Genomic DNA, 18891 nt, shown 5'->3' with positions numbered 1-18891 from the left:
AAGCGAAGGCCCCGCGAACGCGGCCGTCTTCGGGTTGGTGACGTCACAGCGGCAAGCAACCGCGCTGGGCGCGGAGGCGCGCCTCGCGGAGGCCCTCCTACGAGCGAAGCGAGTACGGGGCCGGAGCGCGCCGCCCGCACGGAGCGAACCAGCAACACAGCACGGAGCGAACCAGCAATAACCTTCCGCCCTGACCGGCACAGCGTGTGTGGTTTGAGGGATGCGGCCGGGCGTGACGGGTGTGTGGTTTGAGGGATGTAGTATTGACAGGAGTTCTACACCACAGACCGCTGGTCGCCGTCCACCTGCTCCGCCGGAGGACGGCCGAAGGCCCGGAGACTCTGGGCGGCCCGCGCAGGTGACGGACGCGATCCGTAGTCGAGACGGCGGGCATCTTGGATGCCAGCCACGCGAGCACGGTTTCCCGCCCCGAGCGCCTGCGCCGGGGCGTTCGTCGTTGTAGGGGGTCCTTCGGGTACGGCCGGCACGTTCCCCCCAAGGAGCCCGATGGCGAACCCTGAGAAGAGCGCCGCCGTGGCGGAGATCACCGACCAGTTCCGTGGCTCCACCGCGGCTGTCCTGACCGAGTACCGCGGCATGACCGTCAGCCAGATCACCGAGCTGCGCCGGTCGCTGGGTGCCGAGACCAAGTACGCGGTCGTCAAGAACACCCTCACCAAGATCGCCGCTGAGCGTGCTGGCGTGACCGGCATCGAAGACCTGCTCGCCGGGCCGACCGCCGTCGCCTTCGTCAGCGGTGACCCGGTCGAGGCCGCCAAGAGTCTTCGGGACTTCGCCCGCGCGAACCCCGCCCTGGTCGTCAAGGGTGGCTTCGTCGAGGGCAAGCCGATGTCGGCTGACGACATCCGCAAGCTCGCCGACGTCGAGTCCCGCGAGGTCCTGCTGGCCAAGCTGGCCGGCGCCATGAACGGCTCGCTGGCCAAGGCCGTCGGCCTGTTCGCCGCGCCGCTGTCGCAGGCCGCCCGGCTCGCCGAGGCGCTGCGCGCCAAGCGCGAGGCGGAGGCTGGTGGCGCCGCCGAGGCGCCGGCCGAGGCCGTCTCGGTCGACTAGTCGGCCCGCACCGGCGACCAGCCAGCCAGGTATCACCCGCGGCAGCGGCCGGCCAGGCCCGCGTGGCCCGGCCCGGCAGACCGCACCACGACGATCTAAGACACAGAACAGGAAGGAACCGCCATCATGGCGAAGCTCTCGACAGGCGACCTGCTCGACGCGTTCAAGGAGATGACGCTGCTCGAGCTGTCCGAGTTCGTGAAGCAGTTCGAGGACACCTTCGGCGTCACGGCCGCCGCTCCGGTCGCCGTCGCGGCCGTCGCCGGCCCGGGCGGCGGCGGCGAGGCCGCCCCGGCCGTGGAGGAGCAGGACGAGTTCGACGTCATCCTCGAGGCCGCTGGCGACAAGAAGATCCAGGTCATCAAGGAGGTCCGCGCCCTGACGAGCCTGGGCCTCAAGGAGGCCAAGGACCTCGTGGACGGCGCGCCGAAGCCGGTCCTGGAGAAGGCCACCAAGGAGGCGGCGGACAAGGCCAAGGCGGCCCTCGAGGGCGCCGGCGCCACCGTCACCGTCAAGTAGGGCGCTCCCGCGGCCGGGCGCGGGAGCGCCCGGCCGCCGGGCGGCGCCCGGGGTCCCTGCCGGATCGGCTTCTCCGATCCGGCAGGGATCCTTGCGCTAATGCGCTGTCGCTTCCTGTGGCTGAGTTGCGTGTGTTGCTCGCCAAAGCCGTCCCACCGCACCGCGTGGCTTGACCGGCCGGGCGACTGGGACGCGTGGCCGCCGTCTTTGGACGGCTACCGCTTTTCGTCTGACGAGGCGGGCGACTTTCGCCCGCCTCGTTGGCGTTTCTGCGGCGTTGTGGAAGGTCCTGGCGGCGACACCTGCACGTCGGGGGTGGCCACGCTCCGGCGGGATGGGTTACGGTCCGTCGGGCCGGGTGGCTGGTGACGATAGTGGTATCGGCGCGGCGCCGGCCGGGCCGCGCGTGGCCCATATACGGCTCGGTTCGCGGTCCGGCGACCAGCGTCCAGCCTCGCCCGGAACCATGTACGGCCAGGCTTTCGATGCCCGTTGGACGGGTGTCGGCCCCGTCCGCGGAGTGGCCAAGCCGGCGGGGGTGTCCGATGCTGGTGGGACGCTCCGGCGAGGGGGCGAGGGCGGCCCAGGGGACCGGGCGTTGCGCGCCCGGTGTGACATCGGACGACGTGGCCGCGGCCTGGCGGGGCGGCAGAACGGTAACTACCCGCACATGCGGTCCGTCTGAGGGGTTGACTCCATCCCCAACAACGGAGTTCCATCATTTGGCGGACCACCGCCGCGATCTGACGAAGTCGGGCAGGGTATCTCCCATCGGGGCAACCCGAGCCGACCAGTCGGTGCGGCGCGTGGCCGGTGGGTCCAGGCCTGACGGCCTCGGCTCGGCCGGTCGCGGCGATCCCACCACGGCGACACAGCGTGGCGGTGGTCGGAGGGCCGTGGGCGTCGGGTAGACGCGCGGCCGACAGACGGACGGGAAGGCGGGAAGGGCGGGAGCGGCGGGAACACGGCGGGTCGGCGGCAGGCAGCGAGCAGCGCGGAAGTAGTGCACAACGGACATGACGACGGGGCTTGTCAGCAGTGCGGCCTAGGGCTACACTGCTAGTTTGCGCTGTCCTTTTCGTTGCACTGAGCCTCTCAGATCCGTTCCCGCCGACCGTGGCGGACCCGCCGTACTCCTCCCGCGAGGGCCGTTGGGGCGACTTCCCGCCGCCTCACGTTCAGGCCGGTGGGTTCGCGCACCCGTGGGACCAGGTCTGATGGGCTCTGTGCGGCGAAAAGGGGTCAGCGTGATCGCCCCGGTCGTACCGGTGCGGTCTCTGCCCGCCCGCCCACGAGAGAACCGTCACCGCTAGCTCGTCCCGCCTGCCGGCGTCAGCCGGCACGGCGGCTGTGGCGCCCGCCCTCGGACGACTCTGGACCTCCTGGTGCCGCGCCTCGCGCGACCGGGACCGACGGACATGTCTGACGACCCGGCATCCGGCCCGATCTGGCGTGACGGTCCTCACTGAGACAACCTGCCGCACTACCCCGCTAACGCCGCGTGTAAACACGGCGAGACACTGATCACCTGACCGCCCCGACGGCTCCTCGGCGTCTCCCGCCCGACGCCAGGCCCCCGGAAGGACCACCTTGGCCGCCTCGCGCTCCGCTTCCCGCATTTCGTTCGCCAAGATCGTCGAACCCCTCGAGGTCCCGGACCTTCTCGCCCTGCAGACGCAGTCGTTCGACTGGCTGATCGGCAGCGATGCGTGGCAGGAGAGGGTCCAGGAGTCCATCGACGCCGCCCGCGACGATGTTCCCCTCACCTCGGGTCTGGAGGAGGTCTTCGAGGAGATCTCTCCGATCGAGGACTTCTCCGGTTCCATGTCCCTGTCGTTCCGGGATCACCGGTTCGAGCCGTCCAAGTACTCCGTCGAGGAGTGCAAGGACAAGGACATGACCTACTCGGCGCCGATGTTCGTGACCGCCGAGTTCACCAACAACACCACCGGTGAGATCAAGAGCCAGACCGTGTTCATGGGCGACTTCCCGCTCATGACCCCGAAGGGCACGTTCGTCATCAACGGCACCGAGCGGGTGGTCGTCAGCCAGCTCGTCCGCTCGCCCGGCGTGTACTTCGAGAAGTCGCTCGACAAGACGTCCGACAAGGACCTCTTCTCCTGCAAGGTCATCCCGTCACGGGGTGCCTGGCTGGAGTTCGAGATCGACAAGCGGGACACGGTCGGTGTCCGCATCGACCGCAAGCGCCGCCAGTCCGTCACCGTGCTGCTCAAGGCGCTCGGCTGGGACGAGGCGCGCATCCTGGAGCGCTTCGGCGACTACCCGTCGATGCGCGTCACGCTGGAGAAGGACCACACCTCCGGCCAGGACGACGCGCTGCTCGACATCTACCGCAAGCTCCGCCCGGGCGAGCCGCCGACGCGTGAGTCCGCGCAGACGCTGCTGGAGAACCTGTTCTTCAACCCGAAGCGCTACGACCTGGCCAAGGTCGGCCGTTACAAGGTGAACAAGAAGCTGGGTCTGCACGTGGAAGGCCCGGTGGGCGTGCTCACCGAAGAGGACGTCGTCCGCACGATCGAGTACGTCGTGAAGCTTCACGAGGGCATCGACCCGGCGTACGAGGTGGACGACATCGACCACTTCGGCAACCGGCGGCTGCGTACGGTCGGCGAGCTGATCCAGAACCAGGTGCGGCTCGGCCTCGCCCGGATGGAGCGCGTCGTCCGCGAGCGGATGACCACCCAGGACGTCGAGGCGATCACGCCGCAGACCCTGATCAACATCCGACCGGTCGTCGCCTCCATCAAGGAGTTCTTCGGCACCAGCCAGCTGTCCCAGTTCATGGACCAGACCAACCCGCTGGCCGGCCTCACCCACAAGCGCCGCCTGTCGGCGCTCGGCCCCGGCGGTCTGTCCCGGGAGCGGGCCGGCATGGAGGTCCGCGACGTGCACCCGAGCCACTACGGCCGGATGTGCCCGATCGAGACGCCGGAAGGCCCGAACATCGGCCTCATTGGCTCGCTGTCGACGTTCGCGCGGGTCAACCCGTTCGGTTTCGTCGAGACCCCGTACCGCAAGGTGGTCGCCGGCCGGGTCACCGACCAGATCGACTACCTGACCGCGGACGAGGAGGACCGGCACGTCGTCGCCCAGGCGAACGCCCCGCTGACCGGGGACGGCTCCTTCGCCGAGGACCGGGTGCTGGTGCGACGCAAGGGCGGCGAGGTCGAGTTCATCCCGCCGGACGAGGTCGACTACATGGACGTCTCGCCGCGCCAGATGGTGTCGGTCGCGACCGCCATGATCCCCTTCCTTGAGCACGACGACGCGAACCGCGCGCTCATGGGCTCGAACATGCAGCGCCAGTCCGTGCCGCTGCTGCGCTCGGAGTCGCCGCTGGTCGGCACCGGCATGGAGGCCCGCGCGGCCAAGGACGCCGGTGACGTGGTCGTCTGCCAGCAGGCCGGCGTGGTCGAGGACCTGTCCGCCGACTACATCACCGTCATGCACGACGACGGCACCCGGCGCACCTACCGGCTGGCCAAGTTCCGCCGCTCCAACCAGGGCACCTGCATCAACCAGAAGCCGATCATCGACGAGGGCGACCGCGTCGAGGCCGGCCAGGTGATCGCGGACGGGCCGTGCACCGACAACGGCGAGATGGCGCTCGGCAAGAACCTGCTGGTCGCCTTCATGCCATGGGAGGGGCACAACTACGAGGACGCGATCATCCTCTCTCAGCGGCTCGTCCAGGACGACGTCCTCTCCTCGATCCACATCGAGGAGCACGAGGTCGACGCCCGGGACACCAAGCTCGGCCCGGAGGAGATCACCCGCGACATCCCGAACGTCGCCGAAGAGGTCCTCGCCGACCTCGACGAGCGCGGGATCATCCGGATCGGCGCCGAGGTGAACCCCGGCGACGTGCTGGTCGGCAAGGTCACTCCCAAGGGCGAGACCGAGCTGACCCCGGAGGAGCGGCTGCTGCGCGCGATCTTCGGTGAGAAGGCCCGGGAGGTCCGGGACACCTCGCTGAAGGTGCCGCACGGCGAGTCCGGCAAGGTCATCGGCGTCCGGGTGTTCGCCCGCGAGGACGGCGACGAGCTCCCGCCCGGCGTGAACGAGCTCGTGCGGGTCTACGTCGCCCAGAAGCGGAAGATCACCGACGGTGACAAGCTTGCCGGCCGGCACGGCAACAAGGGCGTCATCGCCAAGATCATGCCGCAGGAGGACATGCCGTTCCTCGAGGACGGCACTCCCGTCGACGTCGTGCTCAACCCGCACGGTGTGCCGCGGCGTATGAACATCGGCCAGATCCTGGAGACCCACCTCGGGTGGGTCGCCAAGACCGGCTGGCAGGTCGACGCCGGCAAGGAGGAGTGGAAGGAGCGGCTGCGCACCATCGGCGCGGACGCGGCCAACCCGGGCCAGAACGTCGCCACCCCGGTGTTCGACGGCGCCCGCGAGGAGGAGATCACCGGCCTGCTGGACTCCACGCTCCCGAACCGGGACGGCGTCCAGCTGATCGGGTCGTCGGGCAAGGCCAAGCTGTTCGACGGCCGCACCGGTGAGCAGTACCCGTACCCGGTCGCGGTCGGCTACATCTACATCCTCAAGCTGCTGCACCTCGTCGACGACAAGATCCACGCTCGCTCGACCGGCCCCTACTCGATGATCACTCAGCAGCCGCTGGGTGGTAAGGCGCAGTTCGGTGGCCAGCGGTTCGGCGAGATGGAGGTGTGGGCGCTGGAGGCGTACGGCGCCGCCTACGCCCTGCAGGAACTGCTGACGATCAAGTCCGACGACGTCCACGGCCGGGTCAAGGTCTACGAGGCGATCGTCAAGGGTGAGAACATCCCGGAGCCCGGGATTCCCGAGTCCTTCAAGGTGCTCATCAAAGAAATGCAGTCGCTGTGCCTGAACGTCGAGGTGCTCTCCAGCGACGGCGTTCAGATCGAGATGCGCGACACCGACGAGGACGTGTTCCGGGCGGCGGAGGAGCTTGGGATCGACCTGTCTCGGCGGGAGCCGAGCAGCGTCGAGGAGGTCTGACGGCCGGCCGGGCCGCCCGCGATCGCGGGCGGCCCGGCCAACACCCGCTGACCTGACTGAGCGTCCCGACTGAGAAAGAGAGAGCAGGCGACAGTCTTGCTGGACGTCAACTTCTTCGACGAGCTGCGCATCGGCCTGGCCACCGCGGACGACATCCGCCAGTGGTCGCACGGCGAGGTCAAGAAGCCGGAGACCATTAACTACCGCACCCTCAAGCCGGAGAAGGACGGGCTCTTCTGCGAGAAGATCTTCGGTCCGACCCGGGACTGGGAGTGCTACTGCGGTAAGTACAAGAGGGTCCGGTTCAAGGGCATCATCTGCGAGCGCTGCGGCGTCGAGGTCACGCGCGCGAAGGTGCGCCGTGAGCGGATGGGGCACATCGAGCTGGCCGCCCCGGTCACCCACATCTGGTACTTCAAGGGTGTGCCGAGCCGGCTCGGCTACCTGCTGGACCTGGCGCCGAAGGACCTCGAGAAGGTCATCTACTTCGCCGCCTACATGATCACAAAGGTGGACGTCGACGCGCGCCACCGTGACCTGCCGACCCTCGAGGCCCGCATCGGCGTCGAGAAGCAGGGCATGGAGGACCGCAAGAACGCCGACGTCGAGGCCCGCCAGCGCAAGCTGGAGGCGGACCTGGCCCAGCTGGAGGCCGAGGGCGCCAAGGGCGACGCGCGCCGCAAGGTGCGGGAGTCGGCCGAGCGCGAGATGCGCCAGATCCGTGACCGCGCCCAGCGCAAGATCGACGAGCTGGACCGGGTCTTCGACCGCTTCAAGGGCATGAAGGTCCAGGACCTGGAGCCGGACGAGCTTCTCTACCGCGAGCTGCGCGACCGGTTCGGCCAGTACTTCGAGGGCGGCATGGGCGCGGAGGCGCTGCAGCGCCGCCTCGCCGACTTCGACCTCGCGGCCGAGGCCGAGTCGCTGCGGGAGACGATCCGCACCGGCAAGGGCCAGAAGAAGGCCCGGGCGCTGAAGCGGCTCAAGGTCGTCTCGGCGTTCCTGAACACCCGCAACTCCCCGATGGGGATGGTGCTCGACTGCGTCCCGGTCATCCCGCCGGACCTGCGCCCGATGGTGCAGCTCGACGGCGGCCGGTTCGCCACGTCGGACCTGAACGACCTCTACCGCCGGGTCATCAACCGGAACAACCGGCTCAAGAGGCTGCTCGACCTCGGCGCGCCCGAGATCATCGTCAACAACGAGAAGCGGATGCTGCAGGAGGCCGTCGACGCGCTGTTCGACAACGGCCGCCGCGGCCGCCCGGTCACCGGGCCCGGCAACCGTCCGCTCAAGTCGCTGTCGGACATGCTCAAGGGCAAGCAGGGCCGGTTCCGCCAGAACCTGCTCGGCAAGCGTGTCGACTACTCCGGCCGTTCGGTCATCGTCGTCGGCCCGCAGCTGAAGCTGCACCAGTGCGGCCTGCCCAAGCAGATGGCGCTGGAGCTGTTCAAGCCGTTCGTGATGAAGCGGCTGGTCGACCTGAACCACGCGCAGAACATCAAGTCCGCCAAGCGGATGGTGGAGCGCGCGCGGCCGGTCGTCTGGGACGTGCTCGAGGAGGTCATCACCGAGCACCCGGTGCTGCTGAACCGGGCGCCGACGCTGCACCGCCTCGGCATCCAGGCCTTCGAGCCGCAGCTGGTCGAGGGCAAGGCCATCCAGATCCACCCGCTGGTCTGCACCGCGTTCAACGCGGACTTCGACGGCGACCAGATGGCGGTGCACCTGCCGCTGTCCGCCGAGGCGCAGGCCGAGGCCCGGATCCTGATGCTGTCGAGCAACAACATCCTCTCGCCGGCGTCCGGCCGTCCGCTGGCCATGCCGAGCCTCGACATGGTCACCGGGGTGTTCCACCTGACCCGGCTGGCCGAGAGCGGCGGCCTCGGCGAGGGCCGGTCGTTCTCCAGCGTGGCCGAGGCGCAGATGGCCTTCGACGCGCACGAGATCGGCCTGCAGACGATCATCAAGGTCCGGCTGCGCGACCACACGCCGCCGACCGACTGGGAAGCGCCCGCGGACTGGATCCCCGGCGACCCGTTCACCCTGGAGACGACCTTCGGGCGTTGCCTGCTGAACGAGGCGCTGCCGGAGGGCTACCCGTTCATCAACGAGCTGTTGCACAAGCGGGACCAGGCCGCGATCGTCAACGACCTGGCCGAGCGGTACCCGAAGGCCCAGGTCGCGGCGACGCTGGACGCGTTCAAGAGCGCCGGTTTCTACTGGGCCACCCGGTCCGGGGTGACCGTCGCGATCGAGGACGTCATCGCGCCGCCGAACAAGACCGAGATCCTCGCCAAGTACGAGGACCTCGCCGAGAAGGTCCAGAAGCAGTTCGAGCGCGGCTTCCTCTCCGACGACGAGCGCCGCAGCGAGCTGGTCCAGATCTGGACCAACGCGACGAGCGAGGTCGCGAAGGCGATGGAGGACCACTTCCCGCCGACCAACCCGGTCGCGACGCTGGTCAACTCCGGCGCGGCCGGAAACATGATGCAGATCCGCCAGCTCGCCGGCATGCGTGGCCTGGTCTCCAACCCGAAGGGCGAGATCATCCCGCGGCCGATCAAGGCGAACTTCCGCGAGGGCCTGTCCGTGCTGGAGTACTTCATCTCCACGCACGGCGCCCGCAAGGGCCTCGCCGACACGGCGCTGCGGACCGCCGACTCCGGCTACCTGACCCGCCGGCTCGTCGACGTCAGCCAGGACGTCATCGTCCGCGACGACGACTGTGGCACCGAGCGCGGTGTGATGACCCGCATCGCGACGAAGGACCGCGTGAGCGGCCAGCTGGTCCGCGACCGGTACGCGGAGACGTCGGCCTATGCGCGGACGCTGGCCGCGGACGCCCTCGACTCGGGCGGCGAGGTCATCGTGCCGGCGGGCGCCGACCTCGGCGACGTCGTCATCGGCCAGCTGCTCGAGGCCGGGATCGAGACCGTCCGGATCCGCTCGGCGCTGACCTGCGAGTCGCGTCGCGGCGTGTGCGCGCAGTGCTACGGCCGCTCGCTCGCGACCGGCAAGCTCGTCGACGTCGGCGAGGCGGTCGGCATCGTCGCCGCCCAGTCGATCGGTGAGCCGGGCACCCAGCTGACCATGCGTACGTTCCACGCTGGCGGCGTCGCCGGTGACGACATCACGCAGGGTCTGCCGCGAGTGGTCGAGCTGTTCGAGGCCCGCAGCCCCAAGGGCAAGGCCCCGATCAGCGAGGTCGTCGGCCGGATCAAGATCGAGGAGACGGAGAAGACCTTCAAGGTCGTCGTCGTCCCCGACGACGGCTCCGAGGAGATGGCCTACCCGGTGCCGCGGCGTTCCCGCCTGCGGGTCGCCGAGGGCGAGCACATCGACGTGGGCACCCAGCTCATCGACGGTGCCGTCGACCCGCACGAGGTGCTGCGCATCCTCGGCCCGCGCCAGGTCCAGCTGCACCTGGTCGACCAGGTGCAGGAGGTGTACCGGTCGCAGGGTGTGTCGATCCACGACAAGCACATCGAGATCATCATCCGTCAGATGCTCAAGCGGGTGAACGTCCTCGAGTCGGGTGAGACGACGCTGCTGCCAGGTGAGCTGGTCGAGCGGGGCAGGTTCGAGAGCGAGAACCGGCGCGTCGTCGAGTCCGGCGGCCAGCCGGCGTCGGCCCGGCCGGTGCTCATGGGCATCACCAAGGCGTCGCTGGCCACCGAGTCGTGGCTGTCGGCGGCCTCCTTCCAGGAGACCACCCGGGTGCTCACCGACGCGGCGATCAACGCCCGGTCGGACTCGCTGGTCGGCCTGAAGGAGAACGTCATCATCGGCAAGCTCATCCCGGCCGGCACCGGCATCACGCGGTACCGCAACATCCGGGTCGAGCCGACCGAGGAGGCGCGGGCCGCCATGTACACGGTCGGCGGCTTCGACGAGGCCGGCACGGTCGAGTACGGCGCCTTCGGCACCGGCACCGGCCAGGCCGTCCCGCTCGACGAGTTCGACTTCGGCAGCCGCGACTACCGTTAATCGGCAGATCCTGGTCGAACGAACGGCGGCGGGCGTCCCTTCGGGGGCGCCCGCCGTTGGCGATTCGAGCGGTTCCCGACCGCGGCCCTCCCACGACTCGGCGAGGGCAGGACTGAAGGAGGACCGGCCGAACCCGCTACGAGGGCGCGTAGGCGGCTTCGTAAAGCTCGCGGTAGGCCTCGACGAGGGCCTGGAGCGAGTAGTGGGCGTTGAGGCCGCTGGGGTTCGGGAGGAGCCAGACTCCCGTCGAGCCCAGGTGGTCGGGCTGGCGGCCTACAGGGGCCTTCTTCTGGCCGAAGGCGATGCGGTAGGCGCCGAGACCCAGGAAGGCCAGCCAGCCGGGCTGGTAGCGCTCGACGGTGGCCGTTAGCCGGCCGACGCCGGCGCGGATCTCGTCGTCGTGGATCTCGTCCGCGCGGGCGGTGGCGCGGTTGACGATGTTGGTGATGCCGATGCCGCGGGCGAGCAGCTCGCCGGTCTCGGACGGGTGCAGCTGGCGGTCGGTGAAGGCGGCCTGGTGCAGCGTCGCCCACAGCCGGTTCGCGGTGCCGCCGAAGTGGAAACCGGTCGCGCCGGCGGCGAGCGACGGGTTGATCCCGCAGATGAGCACCTTCAACCCAGGGGCGATCAGGTCTGGGACGGCGCGTCCGTAGGCGGCGTCGAGCTCGGCTCGGGTCGGCTTTCGGCGCGGGTCAACGGGCGTGCCTCCGTCCGTCCCTGCGTCGGCGCTGATGCCCGGTGCTGCGTCCGTCGCGGCGCCTGTACTCACCATGCGCGCTCCCATCGTCATCGTTGGGCGAAGACCCGGTGACCCCCGCTGTCCCGATAACGCCAACCTTGTCGTTTCACTCCCGCCCAGCCTGCCAGACCTGCACAATGGCACCGCGGGACCGACATCGGTAACCCACCGCGAGCTGGCTCATCCTGTTCGCCGACCTGCGGTCGGCTTCCCGGGGCGGCCGTGATGCGACCCCGGGGGCGACCCCCGGACCCCCGATGTCGATCTTCGCTCGATGAAGGTTCAGCAGTACCTGGTGCCCCGGCGGGGTAGCAGCGGAACCGGGCGGCTGGCCCCATAGCCAGCACACGACACGTCAACGACGACGAAACCGACCGGCTGTGCGAGCCGGGGGACACCCCGGACTCGGCGGGTCATCTCGGAGGGCGGCAGGTGAGGCGCCGCACCTCCGGTGGCGCTCGGCGGGCGGCCCGAGAAGGGCCGTGGGCGCGGATGACACCCGGTTCGACACTTGACGTGGGCGTGGGGTAATGTTGCGTCCTGTGGCCGGAGTCCACGTGACTCTGGCGTGTGTCCTGCGCCCCGATGTGGCGCTGTGGCGCCAGACTGACGACCGAGCGTTTCTGTCTGGGGATCTCTTCCCGGCCAGATGACGCGGGCCGCGGAGCACGGGTGACCTACGGGTATCCCCGGGCGAGTTGCGGCCAGAGACGGTTGGCGAACTGGACGCCGTCGGCGACTGTCGGGCCTGCTTCGTCTCAGGGACGCCGGCGGATGCCGGCGGGACTGTGCTGATGAGCGGGCAGGCGCGCTCCTCTCAGGACGACTCGGCTGACGGCTGAGGGGTGCTGGCAGGCGCGACACGCCCGACCGCGTGGGTCGGCGGGCAACCTGGAACCCCAGGTGGCAGCCGTCCTCGTGTGCCCGGCACGCCAGGCGAGAGAACAGCACCGCGACGGAAGAGGAACGGGAGCGCAGTTGCCCACGATCCAGCAGCTGGTCCGCAAGGGCCGGCAGGACAAGGTCGAGAAGACCAAGACCCCTGCCCTCAAGGGGAGCCCGCAGCGTCGTGGCGTGTGCACCCGGGTCTACACGACCACCCCGAAGAAGCCGAACTCGGCGCTGCGCAAGGTCGCCCGTGTCCGGCTGTCCAGCGGGATCGAGGTCACCGCGTACATCCCGGGTGTCGGCCACAACCTCCAGGAGCACTCGATGGTCCTGGTGCGCGGCGGCCGAGTGAAGGACCTCCCGGGCGTTCGCTACAAGATCGTCCGTGGCGCGCTGGACACCCAGGGTGTCCGCAACCGCAAGCAGGCCCGTAGCCGCTACGGCGCGAAGAAGGAGAAGGGCTAGATGCCGCGCAAAGGGCCCGCTCCCAAGCACGCTGTCGTCGTCGACCCGGTGTACGGGTCGCCGCTGGTGACCTCTCTGGTCAACAAGGTGCTGATGAGCGGCAAGAAGTCGATCGCCGAGCGGATCGTCTACGGCGCGCTTGAGGGCGCCCGTGAGAAGACCGGCAACGACCCGGTCGTGACGCTCAAGCGCGCGCTGGACAACGTCAAGCCGACGCTGGAGGTGCGCAGCCGCCGGGTCGGTGGCGCCACCTACCAGGTGCCGATCGAGGTCCGCGCCGGCCGCAGCACCACCCTGGCGTTGCGCTGGCTGGTCGCCTACTCGCGCGGCCGCCGCGAGAAGACGATGACCGAGCGGCTCATGAACGAGCTGATCGACGCGAGCAATGGTCTCGGCGCGAGCGTGAAGCGCCGGGAGGACACCCACAAGATGGCGGAGTCCAACAAGGCCTTCGCCCACTACCGCTGGTGACCTGTTATGGCTGATGTACGTGCCGCCCTGGCCACGACCCGCAACATCGGGATCATGGCCCACATCGACGCGGGTAAGACCACCACGACCGAGCGCATCCTCTACTACACCGGTGTGAACTACAAGATCGGTGAAGTGCACGACGGCGGCGCCACGATGGACTGGATGGAGCAGGAGCAGGAGCGGGGGATCACCATCACCTCCGCCGCCACCACCTGTATCTGGCGAGACCACACCATCAACATCATCGACACCCCCGGCCACGTCGACTTCACCGTCGAGGTGGAGCGGTCGCTGCGGGTGCTCGACGGTGCGGTCGCGGTGTTCGACGCGGTTGCCGGCGTGGAGCCGCAGAGCGAGACGGTGTGGCGCCAGGCCGACCGGTACAACGTGCCGCGGATCGCGTTCGTCAACAAGATGGACCGGGTCGGCGCGGAGTTCCACCGCTGCGTGGAGATGATGATCGACCGGCTCGACGCGACGCCGGCCGTCATCCAGCTCCCGTGGGGCGTCGAGTCCGACTTCAAGGGCGTCATCGACCTGGTCCGGATGAAGGGCCTGATCTGGCACTCCGAGGACAAGGGCGCCTCCTACGACGTCGTCGACATCCCGCGCGACCACGAGGAGGCCGCGCAGGAGTGGCGCGACAAGCTCCTCGAGACCGTCGCCGAGAACGACGACGACCTGATGGAGAAGTACCTCGAGGGCACGGAGCCCACCGTCGAGGAGCTGGTCGCGGCGATCCGACGGGCCACCCTCACCAGTGCGATCAACCCGGTCATGTGCGGCACGGCGTTCAAGAACAAGGGCGTGCAGCCCATGCTCGACGCCGTCGTCGACTTCCTGCCCAGCCCGACCGACGTCGGCAGGACCGTCGGTCACAAGCCGGGCAACGAAGAGGTCGAGGTCATTCGCGAGGCCACCGAGGACGAGCCGTTCTCCGCGCTCGCTTTCAAGATCATGTCTGACCCGTACGTCGGCAAGCTGACCTACATCCGGGTGTACTCCGGCAGGCTCTCGTCCGGTTCGGCGGTGCTCAACTCCACCAAGGACCGCAAGGAGCGGATCGGCCGCATCCTGCAGATGCACGCCAACCACCGGGAGGATCGGGACGGCGTCGGCGCCGGCCAGATCGTCGCGGTCGTCGGGCTGAAGAACACCACCACCGGTGACACCCTCTGCGACCCGAACGCGCCGGTCGTGCTGGAGTCGATGACATTCCCGGCTCCGGTCATCCACGTCGCGATCGAGCCGAAGACGAAGGCCGACCAGCAGAAGCTGGGCACCGCGATCCAGCGGCTCGCCGAGGAGGACCCGACCTTCCAGGTCCGCACCGACGAGGAAACCGGCCAGACGGTCATCTCGGGCATGGGCGAGCTGCACCTCGAGGTGCTGGTCGACCGGATGAAGCGCGAGTACAGCGTCGACGCCAACGTCGGCCGTCCGCAGGTCGCGTACCGGGAGACCATCCGCAAGAAGGTCGAGAAGGTCGATTACACCCACAAGAAGCAGACCGGCGGTTCCGGTCAGTACGCGCGGGTGATCATCAATCTCGAACCTTCCGGCGGCGACGGCGGTGGCTACGAGTTCCAGAACAAGGTCACCGGCGGTCGCATCCCGAAGGAGTACATCCCGAGCGTGGATGCGGGCTGCCAGGAGGCCATGGAGTTCGGTGTGCTCGCTGGCTACCCGCTGGTCGACGTAAAGGTCACCCTGCTGGACGGCCAGTACCACGAGGTCGACTCCTCCGAGCTCGCCTTCAAGATCGCCGGTTCGATGGCGTTCAAGGAGGCGGCGCGGAAGGCCGACCCGGTCCTGCTCGAGCCAATGATGTCCGTCGAGGTCACCTCCCCCGAGGACTACATGGGTGAGGTCATCGGCGACCTGAACTCGCGGCGCGGGCAGATCCAGGCGATGGACGAGCGCGGTGGCTCCCGGATCATCCGGGCGCTGGTGCCGCTTTCGGAGATGTTCGGCTACGTCGGCGACCTGCGGTCGAAGACCTCGGGCCGGGCGAACTACTCCATGCAGTTCGACTCCTACGCCGAAGTCCCCAACAACGTCGCGAAGGACATCATCGCGAAGGCCCGCGGGGAGTAACGCCCGTCCGGGGCGGAGCGGTCCCCGGATCTCCGCGCCAGCGGATGTCCGGGGGCACGGTCCCCCCGGACCCCGAACAAGACGATCTACAGCAAGACACCACCCGTCCTTGGAGGGACACCCGTGGCGAAGCAGAAGTTCGAGCGGACCAAACCGCACGTCAACATCGGCACCATCGGTCACATTGACCATGGCAAGACCACGCTGACGGCGGCGATCACCAAGGTCCTGCACGACGCCCACCCGGACCTGAACCCGTTCACCCCGTTCGACCAGATCGACAAGGCGCCCGAGGAGAAGGCCCGCGGTATCACCATCTCCATCGCGCACGTCGAGTACCAGACCGACAAGCGGCACTACGCCCACGTCGACTGCCCCGGTCACGCCGACTACATCAAGAACATGATCACGGGTGCCGCCCAGATGGACGGCGCGATCCTGGTCGTGTCGGCGACCGACGGCCCGATGCCGCAGACCAAGGAGCACGTGCTTCTCGCCCGCCAGGTCGGCGTGCCGTACATCGTGGTGGCCCTGAACAAGGCCGACATGGTGGACGACGAGGAGATCCTGGAGCTCGTCGAGCTCGAGGTCCGCGAGCTGCTGTCCATCTACGAGTTCCCGGGTGACGACCTTCCGGTCATCCGCGTCTCCGCTCTGAAGGCCCTCGAGGGCGACAAGGAGTGGGGTGCGAAGCTCCTCGAGCTGATGGACGCGGTCGACGAGTCGATCCCCGAGCCGGTGCGTGACATCGAGAAGCCGTTCCTGATGCCCATCGAGGACGTCTTCACGATCACCGGCCGCGGCACCGTCGTCACCGGTCGAGTCGAGCGCGGCATCGTCAAGGTGTCGGAGACCGTCGAGATCGTCGGTATCAAGCAGGAGACCCAGACCACCACGGTCACGGGTGTCGAGATGTTCCGCAAGCTGCTCGACCAGGGCCAGGCCGGTGACAACGTCGGTCTGCTCCTGCGTGGCATCAAGCGCGAGGACGTCGAGCGCGGCCAGGTCGTCGTGAAGCCGAAGAGCATCACGCCGCACACCGTGTTCGAGGCCCGGGTCTACATCCTGAACAAGGACGAGGGCGGCCGCCACACGCCGTTCTTCAACAACTACCGGCCGCAGTTCTACTTCCGGACGACCGACGTGACCGGCGTCGTGACCCTCCCCGAGGGCACCGAGATGGTCATGCCGGGCGACAACACCGAAATGGTGGTCGAGCTGATCCAGCCGATCGCCATGGAGGAGGGCCTGCGGTTCGCCATCCGTGAGGGTGGCCGCACCGTCGGCGCCGGCCAGGTCCTGAAGGTCGTCAAGTAGTTCCGCGTTTGGGCGGCGCGGGTCGGGCGTCATCGACGCCAGGCCCCGCCGCCCGCCGCTGGCTACCGGCATCACCGCCAGTCGCAACGTCTTGACCTGCGGCTGGTGCACGGCCCCGAACCCGGAGCGCCCGGGAGAAGGGCGAAGAAGAAGTGGTAACGCCCGGCGACCGGTGCACGGGCGAAGGGCGCGCGATGATGGCGAAGCCTCGCGCGCCTGGAGCCCAATGTAGGTATCAGCCCAGGGAGCCCGGTCGCGGTACCCCGGGTGACGAGACAGACAGGACAGGCGAAGCCCACCATGGCGGCACAGAAGATCCGCATCCGGCTCAAGGCCTATGACCACGAGGTCATCGACAGCTCGGCGCGCAAGATTGTCGAGACCGTGACCCGGACCGGGGCGCAGGTCGCGGGTCCCGTGCCGCTGCCGACGGAGAAGAACATCTACTGCGTCATCCGGTCGCCGCACAAATACAAGGACAGCCGCGAGCACTTTGAGATGCGGACGCACAAGCGGCTTATCGACATCCTTGACCCGACGCCGAAGACGGTCGACTCGCTGATGCGCCTCGACCTCCCCGCCGGTGTCGACATCGAGATCAAGCTGTAAGGGACCGGGCGCAGCCATGCTCAACCGAAACTACCGAGGGATCCTGGGCACCAAGCTCGGGATGACCCAGGTCTGGGACGCGCAGAACCGCGTCGTACCGATCACCGTGATCGAGGCTGGCCCTAACGTGGTCACCCAGGTGAAGACTCCGGACACCGATGGCTACTCGGCTGTCCAGCTCGGCTACGGCGAGATCGACCCGCGCAAGGTCAACAAGCCGACCCGGGGGCATTTCGGCGTCGCCGGCGTGACTCCGCGACGCCACCTGGCCGAGCTGCGGACCGCCGACGCGGGCAACTACACCGCCGGCCTGGAGCTCGACAGCTCTGTCTTCGAGGCCGGCCAGGTCGTCGACGTCACCGGCACGTCCAAGGGCAAGGGCTTCGCCGGCGTCATGAAGCGGCATGGCTTCAAGGGCCTGGGCGCCGGTCACGGCGTCGAGCGCAAGCACCGCTCGCCGGGCTCGGTCGGTGGCTGTGCCACCCCGGGCCGGGTCTTCAAGGGCCTGCGGATGGCTGGCCGGATGGGCAACGTGCGGGTGACCGTCGCCGGCCTGACCGTGCACGCGGTCGACGCCGAGCGGGGCCTGCTGCTGATCAAGGGCGCCGTCCCCGGTGTGGATGGCGGGCTGGTCTTCGTGCGCAGCGCGGCGAAGCGGCCGGCCCCGGCCGCCTTCCAGCCGGCGGACGCCCAGAAGGCTGAGGTGTCGGCATGACCACGATGTTCCGCAAGGCCGACGCCGGCGAAACGCGCACCGTGACGGTGCACGCGCTGGCCGGTGGCGAGGCCGGCACCGCCGAGCTGCCTGGCGAGATCTTCGACGTTCAGGTGAACGTCCCGCTGATCCACCAGGTTGTGGTGGCCCAGCAGGCTGCGGCCCGCCAGGGCACCCACGACACCAAGACCCGCGGCGAGGTTCGCGGCGGCGGCAAGAAGCCGTACCGGCAGAAGGGCACCGGCCGCGCCCGGCAGGGCTCGACGCGTGCCCCGCAGTTCGCCGGCGGTGGCACCGTGCACGGCCCGACGCCGCGCAACTACGAGCAGCGGACCCCGAAGAAGATGAAGGCCGCCGCGCTGCGCGGCGCCCTCTCGGACCGGGCCCGCGCCAACCGGGTGCACGTCGTCTCCTCGCTGGCCGAGGGCGAGACCCCGTCGACCAAGGCGGCGCTCACCGCGTTGAGCACGCTCGCCGACAGCCGGCACGTGCTCGTCGTGGCCGAGCGGATCGACGAGTTGACCTGGAAGAGCCTGCGCAACGTCCCGACGGTGCACCTGCTCGACCCGGGCCAGCTCAACACCTATGACGTGCTGATCAGCGACGACGTCGTGTTCACCGAGGCCGCGCTCGCCGCGTTCGTCGGCCGAGGCAAGGCGGCGGCCGACGCCGAGGAGGCGGACCAGTGATCCCCGACCCGCGCGACATCATCCTCAAGCCGGTCGTCTCGGAGAAGAGCTACGGCCTGCTGGACGAGAACGTCTACACGTTCATCGTCCGCCCAGACGCGAACAAGACCCAGATTAAGATCGCGGTCCAGCAGATCTTCAACGTCCGGGTGCTGAGCGTCAACACCATCAACCGGCCTGGCAAGCGCAAGCGGACCAAGTACGGCTGGGGCCAGCGCAAGGCCACCAAGCGGGCCATGGTCAGCCTGGCCCCCGGGGACTCCATCGAGATCTTCGGTGGCCCGGGCGCGTAACGGAGAGCTGGA

Annotated in this window: 13 protein-coding genes; 12 read left to right on the top strand and 1 reads right to left on the bottom strand. The window is 68.8% G+C overall.

Annotated features, from left to right (window positions below; genetic code table 11):
• The first annotated feature begins 507 nt into the window (after positions 1-507).
• The 4 genes from rplJ to BCD48_RS24590 all read left to right on the top strand — a co-directional run bounded on the left by rplJ (position 508) and on the right by BCD48_RS24590 (position 10593).
• Complete coding sequence (gene rplJ / locus BCD48_RS24605) at positions 508-1071, top strand: 50S ribosomal protein L10 (protein ID WP_071050733.1); 564 nt, start codon at positions 508-510, stop codon at positions 1069-1071.
• 126 nt (positions 1072-1197) lie between these two features.
• On the top strand, positions 1198-1590 hold the full coding sequence (gene rplL / locus BCD48_RS24600) for a 50S ribosomal protein L7/L12 (RefSeq protein WP_071050732.1): 393 nt from the start codon (positions 1198-1200) through the stop codon (positions 1588-1590).
• A gap of 1590 nt (positions 1591-3180) precedes the next feature.
• Positions 3181-6603, top strand: coding sequence for a DNA-directed RNA polymerase subunit beta (gene rpoB, locus BCD48_RS24595; RefSeq protein WP_071050731.1), 3423 nt, complete (start codon positions 3181-3183; stop codon positions 6601-6603).
• A gap of 96 nt (positions 6604-6699) precedes the next feature.
• On the top strand, positions 6700-10593 hold the full coding sequence (locus BCD48_RS24590; protein ID WP_071050730.1) for a DNA-directed RNA polymerase subunit beta': 3894 nt from the start codon (positions 6700-6702) through the stop codon (positions 10591-10593).
• A gap of 136 nt (positions 10594-10729) precedes the next feature.
• Here BCD48_RS24590 and mug read toward each other — a convergent pair whose 3' ends face one another.
• Positions 10730-11365: a G/U mismatch-specific DNA glycosylase gene (gene mug, locus BCD48_RS24585; protein WP_083419132.1), complete on the bottom strand. Its 636-nt coding sequence runs from the start codon at positions 11363-11365 to the stop codon at positions 10730-10732.
• Positions 11366-12310: 945 nt separating this feature from the next.
• On the opposite strand from mug, the gene rpsL reads away from it, so the two are divergent.
• The 8 genes from rpsL to rplW all read left to right on the top strand — a co-directional run bounded on the left by rpsL (position 12311) and on the right by rplW (position 18879).
• On the top strand, positions 12311-12685 hold the full coding sequence (gene rpsL / locus BCD48_RS24580; protein ID WP_007514810.1) for a 30S ribosomal protein S12: 375 nt from the start codon (positions 12311-12313) through the stop codon (positions 12683-12685).
• A complete protein-coding gene (gene rpsG, locus BCD48_RS24575; protein WP_007514811.1) occupies positions 12686-13156 on the top strand; it encodes a 30S ribosomal protein S7 in 471 nt (156 codons plus the stop codon).
• Positions 13157-13162: 6 nt separating this feature from the next.
• Positions 13163-15256, top strand: a complete 2094-nt coding sequence (gene fusA / locus BCD48_RS24570) for an elongation factor G (protein ID WP_071050729.1) — start codon at positions 13163-13165, stop codon at positions 15254-15256.
• Positions 15257-15379: 123 nt separating this feature from the next.
• Positions 15380-16573 carry an elongation factor Tu gene (gene tuf, locus BCD48_RS24565; RefSeq protein WP_071050728.1) on the top strand — a complete coding sequence of 398 codons (1194 nt, stop codon included), beginning with the start codon at positions 15380-15382 and terminating at the stop codon, positions 16571-16573.
• Between the two features lie 300 nt (positions 16574-16873).
• Positions 16874-17182 carry a 30S ribosomal protein S10 gene (rpsJ, locus tag BCD48_RS24560; protein ID WP_007514815.1) on the top strand — a complete coding sequence of 103 codons (309 nt, stop codon included), beginning with the start codon at positions 16874-16876 and terminating at the stop codon, positions 17180-17182.
• Between the two features lie 16 nt (positions 17183-17198).
• Positions 17199-17897 (top strand): 50S ribosomal protein L3, encoded by a 699-nt coding sequence (gene rplC / locus BCD48_RS24555; protein ID WP_071050727.1) that lies wholly within the window; start codon positions 17199-17201, stop codon positions 17895-17897.
• Positions 17894-18586 (top strand): 50S ribosomal protein L4, encoded by a 693-nt coding sequence (gene rplD / locus BCD48_RS24550; RefSeq protein WP_071050726.1) that lies wholly within the window; start codon positions 17894-17896, stop codon positions 18584-18586. The genes rplC and rplD overlap by 4 nt, the downstream gene beginning before the upstream one ends.
• Positions 18583-18879 carry a 50S ribosomal protein L23 gene (gene rplW / locus BCD48_RS24545; RefSeq protein ID WP_007514820.1) on the top strand — a complete coding sequence of 99 codons (297 nt, stop codon included), beginning with the start codon at positions 18583-18585 and terminating at the stop codon, positions 18877-18879. Before rplD ends, rplW begins: the two co-directional genes overlap by 4 nt.
• Positions 18880-18891: the final 12 nt, after the last annotated feature.

Source organism: Pseudofrankia coriaricola, from assembly GCF_001854805.1.
Taxonomy (GTDB): Bacteria; Actinomycetota; Actinomycetes; order Frankiales; family Frankiaceae; genus Pseudofrankia.
Note: the sequence above shows the minus strand (reverse complement) of the source record. Positions and strands in the feature narration are given on the sequence as shown.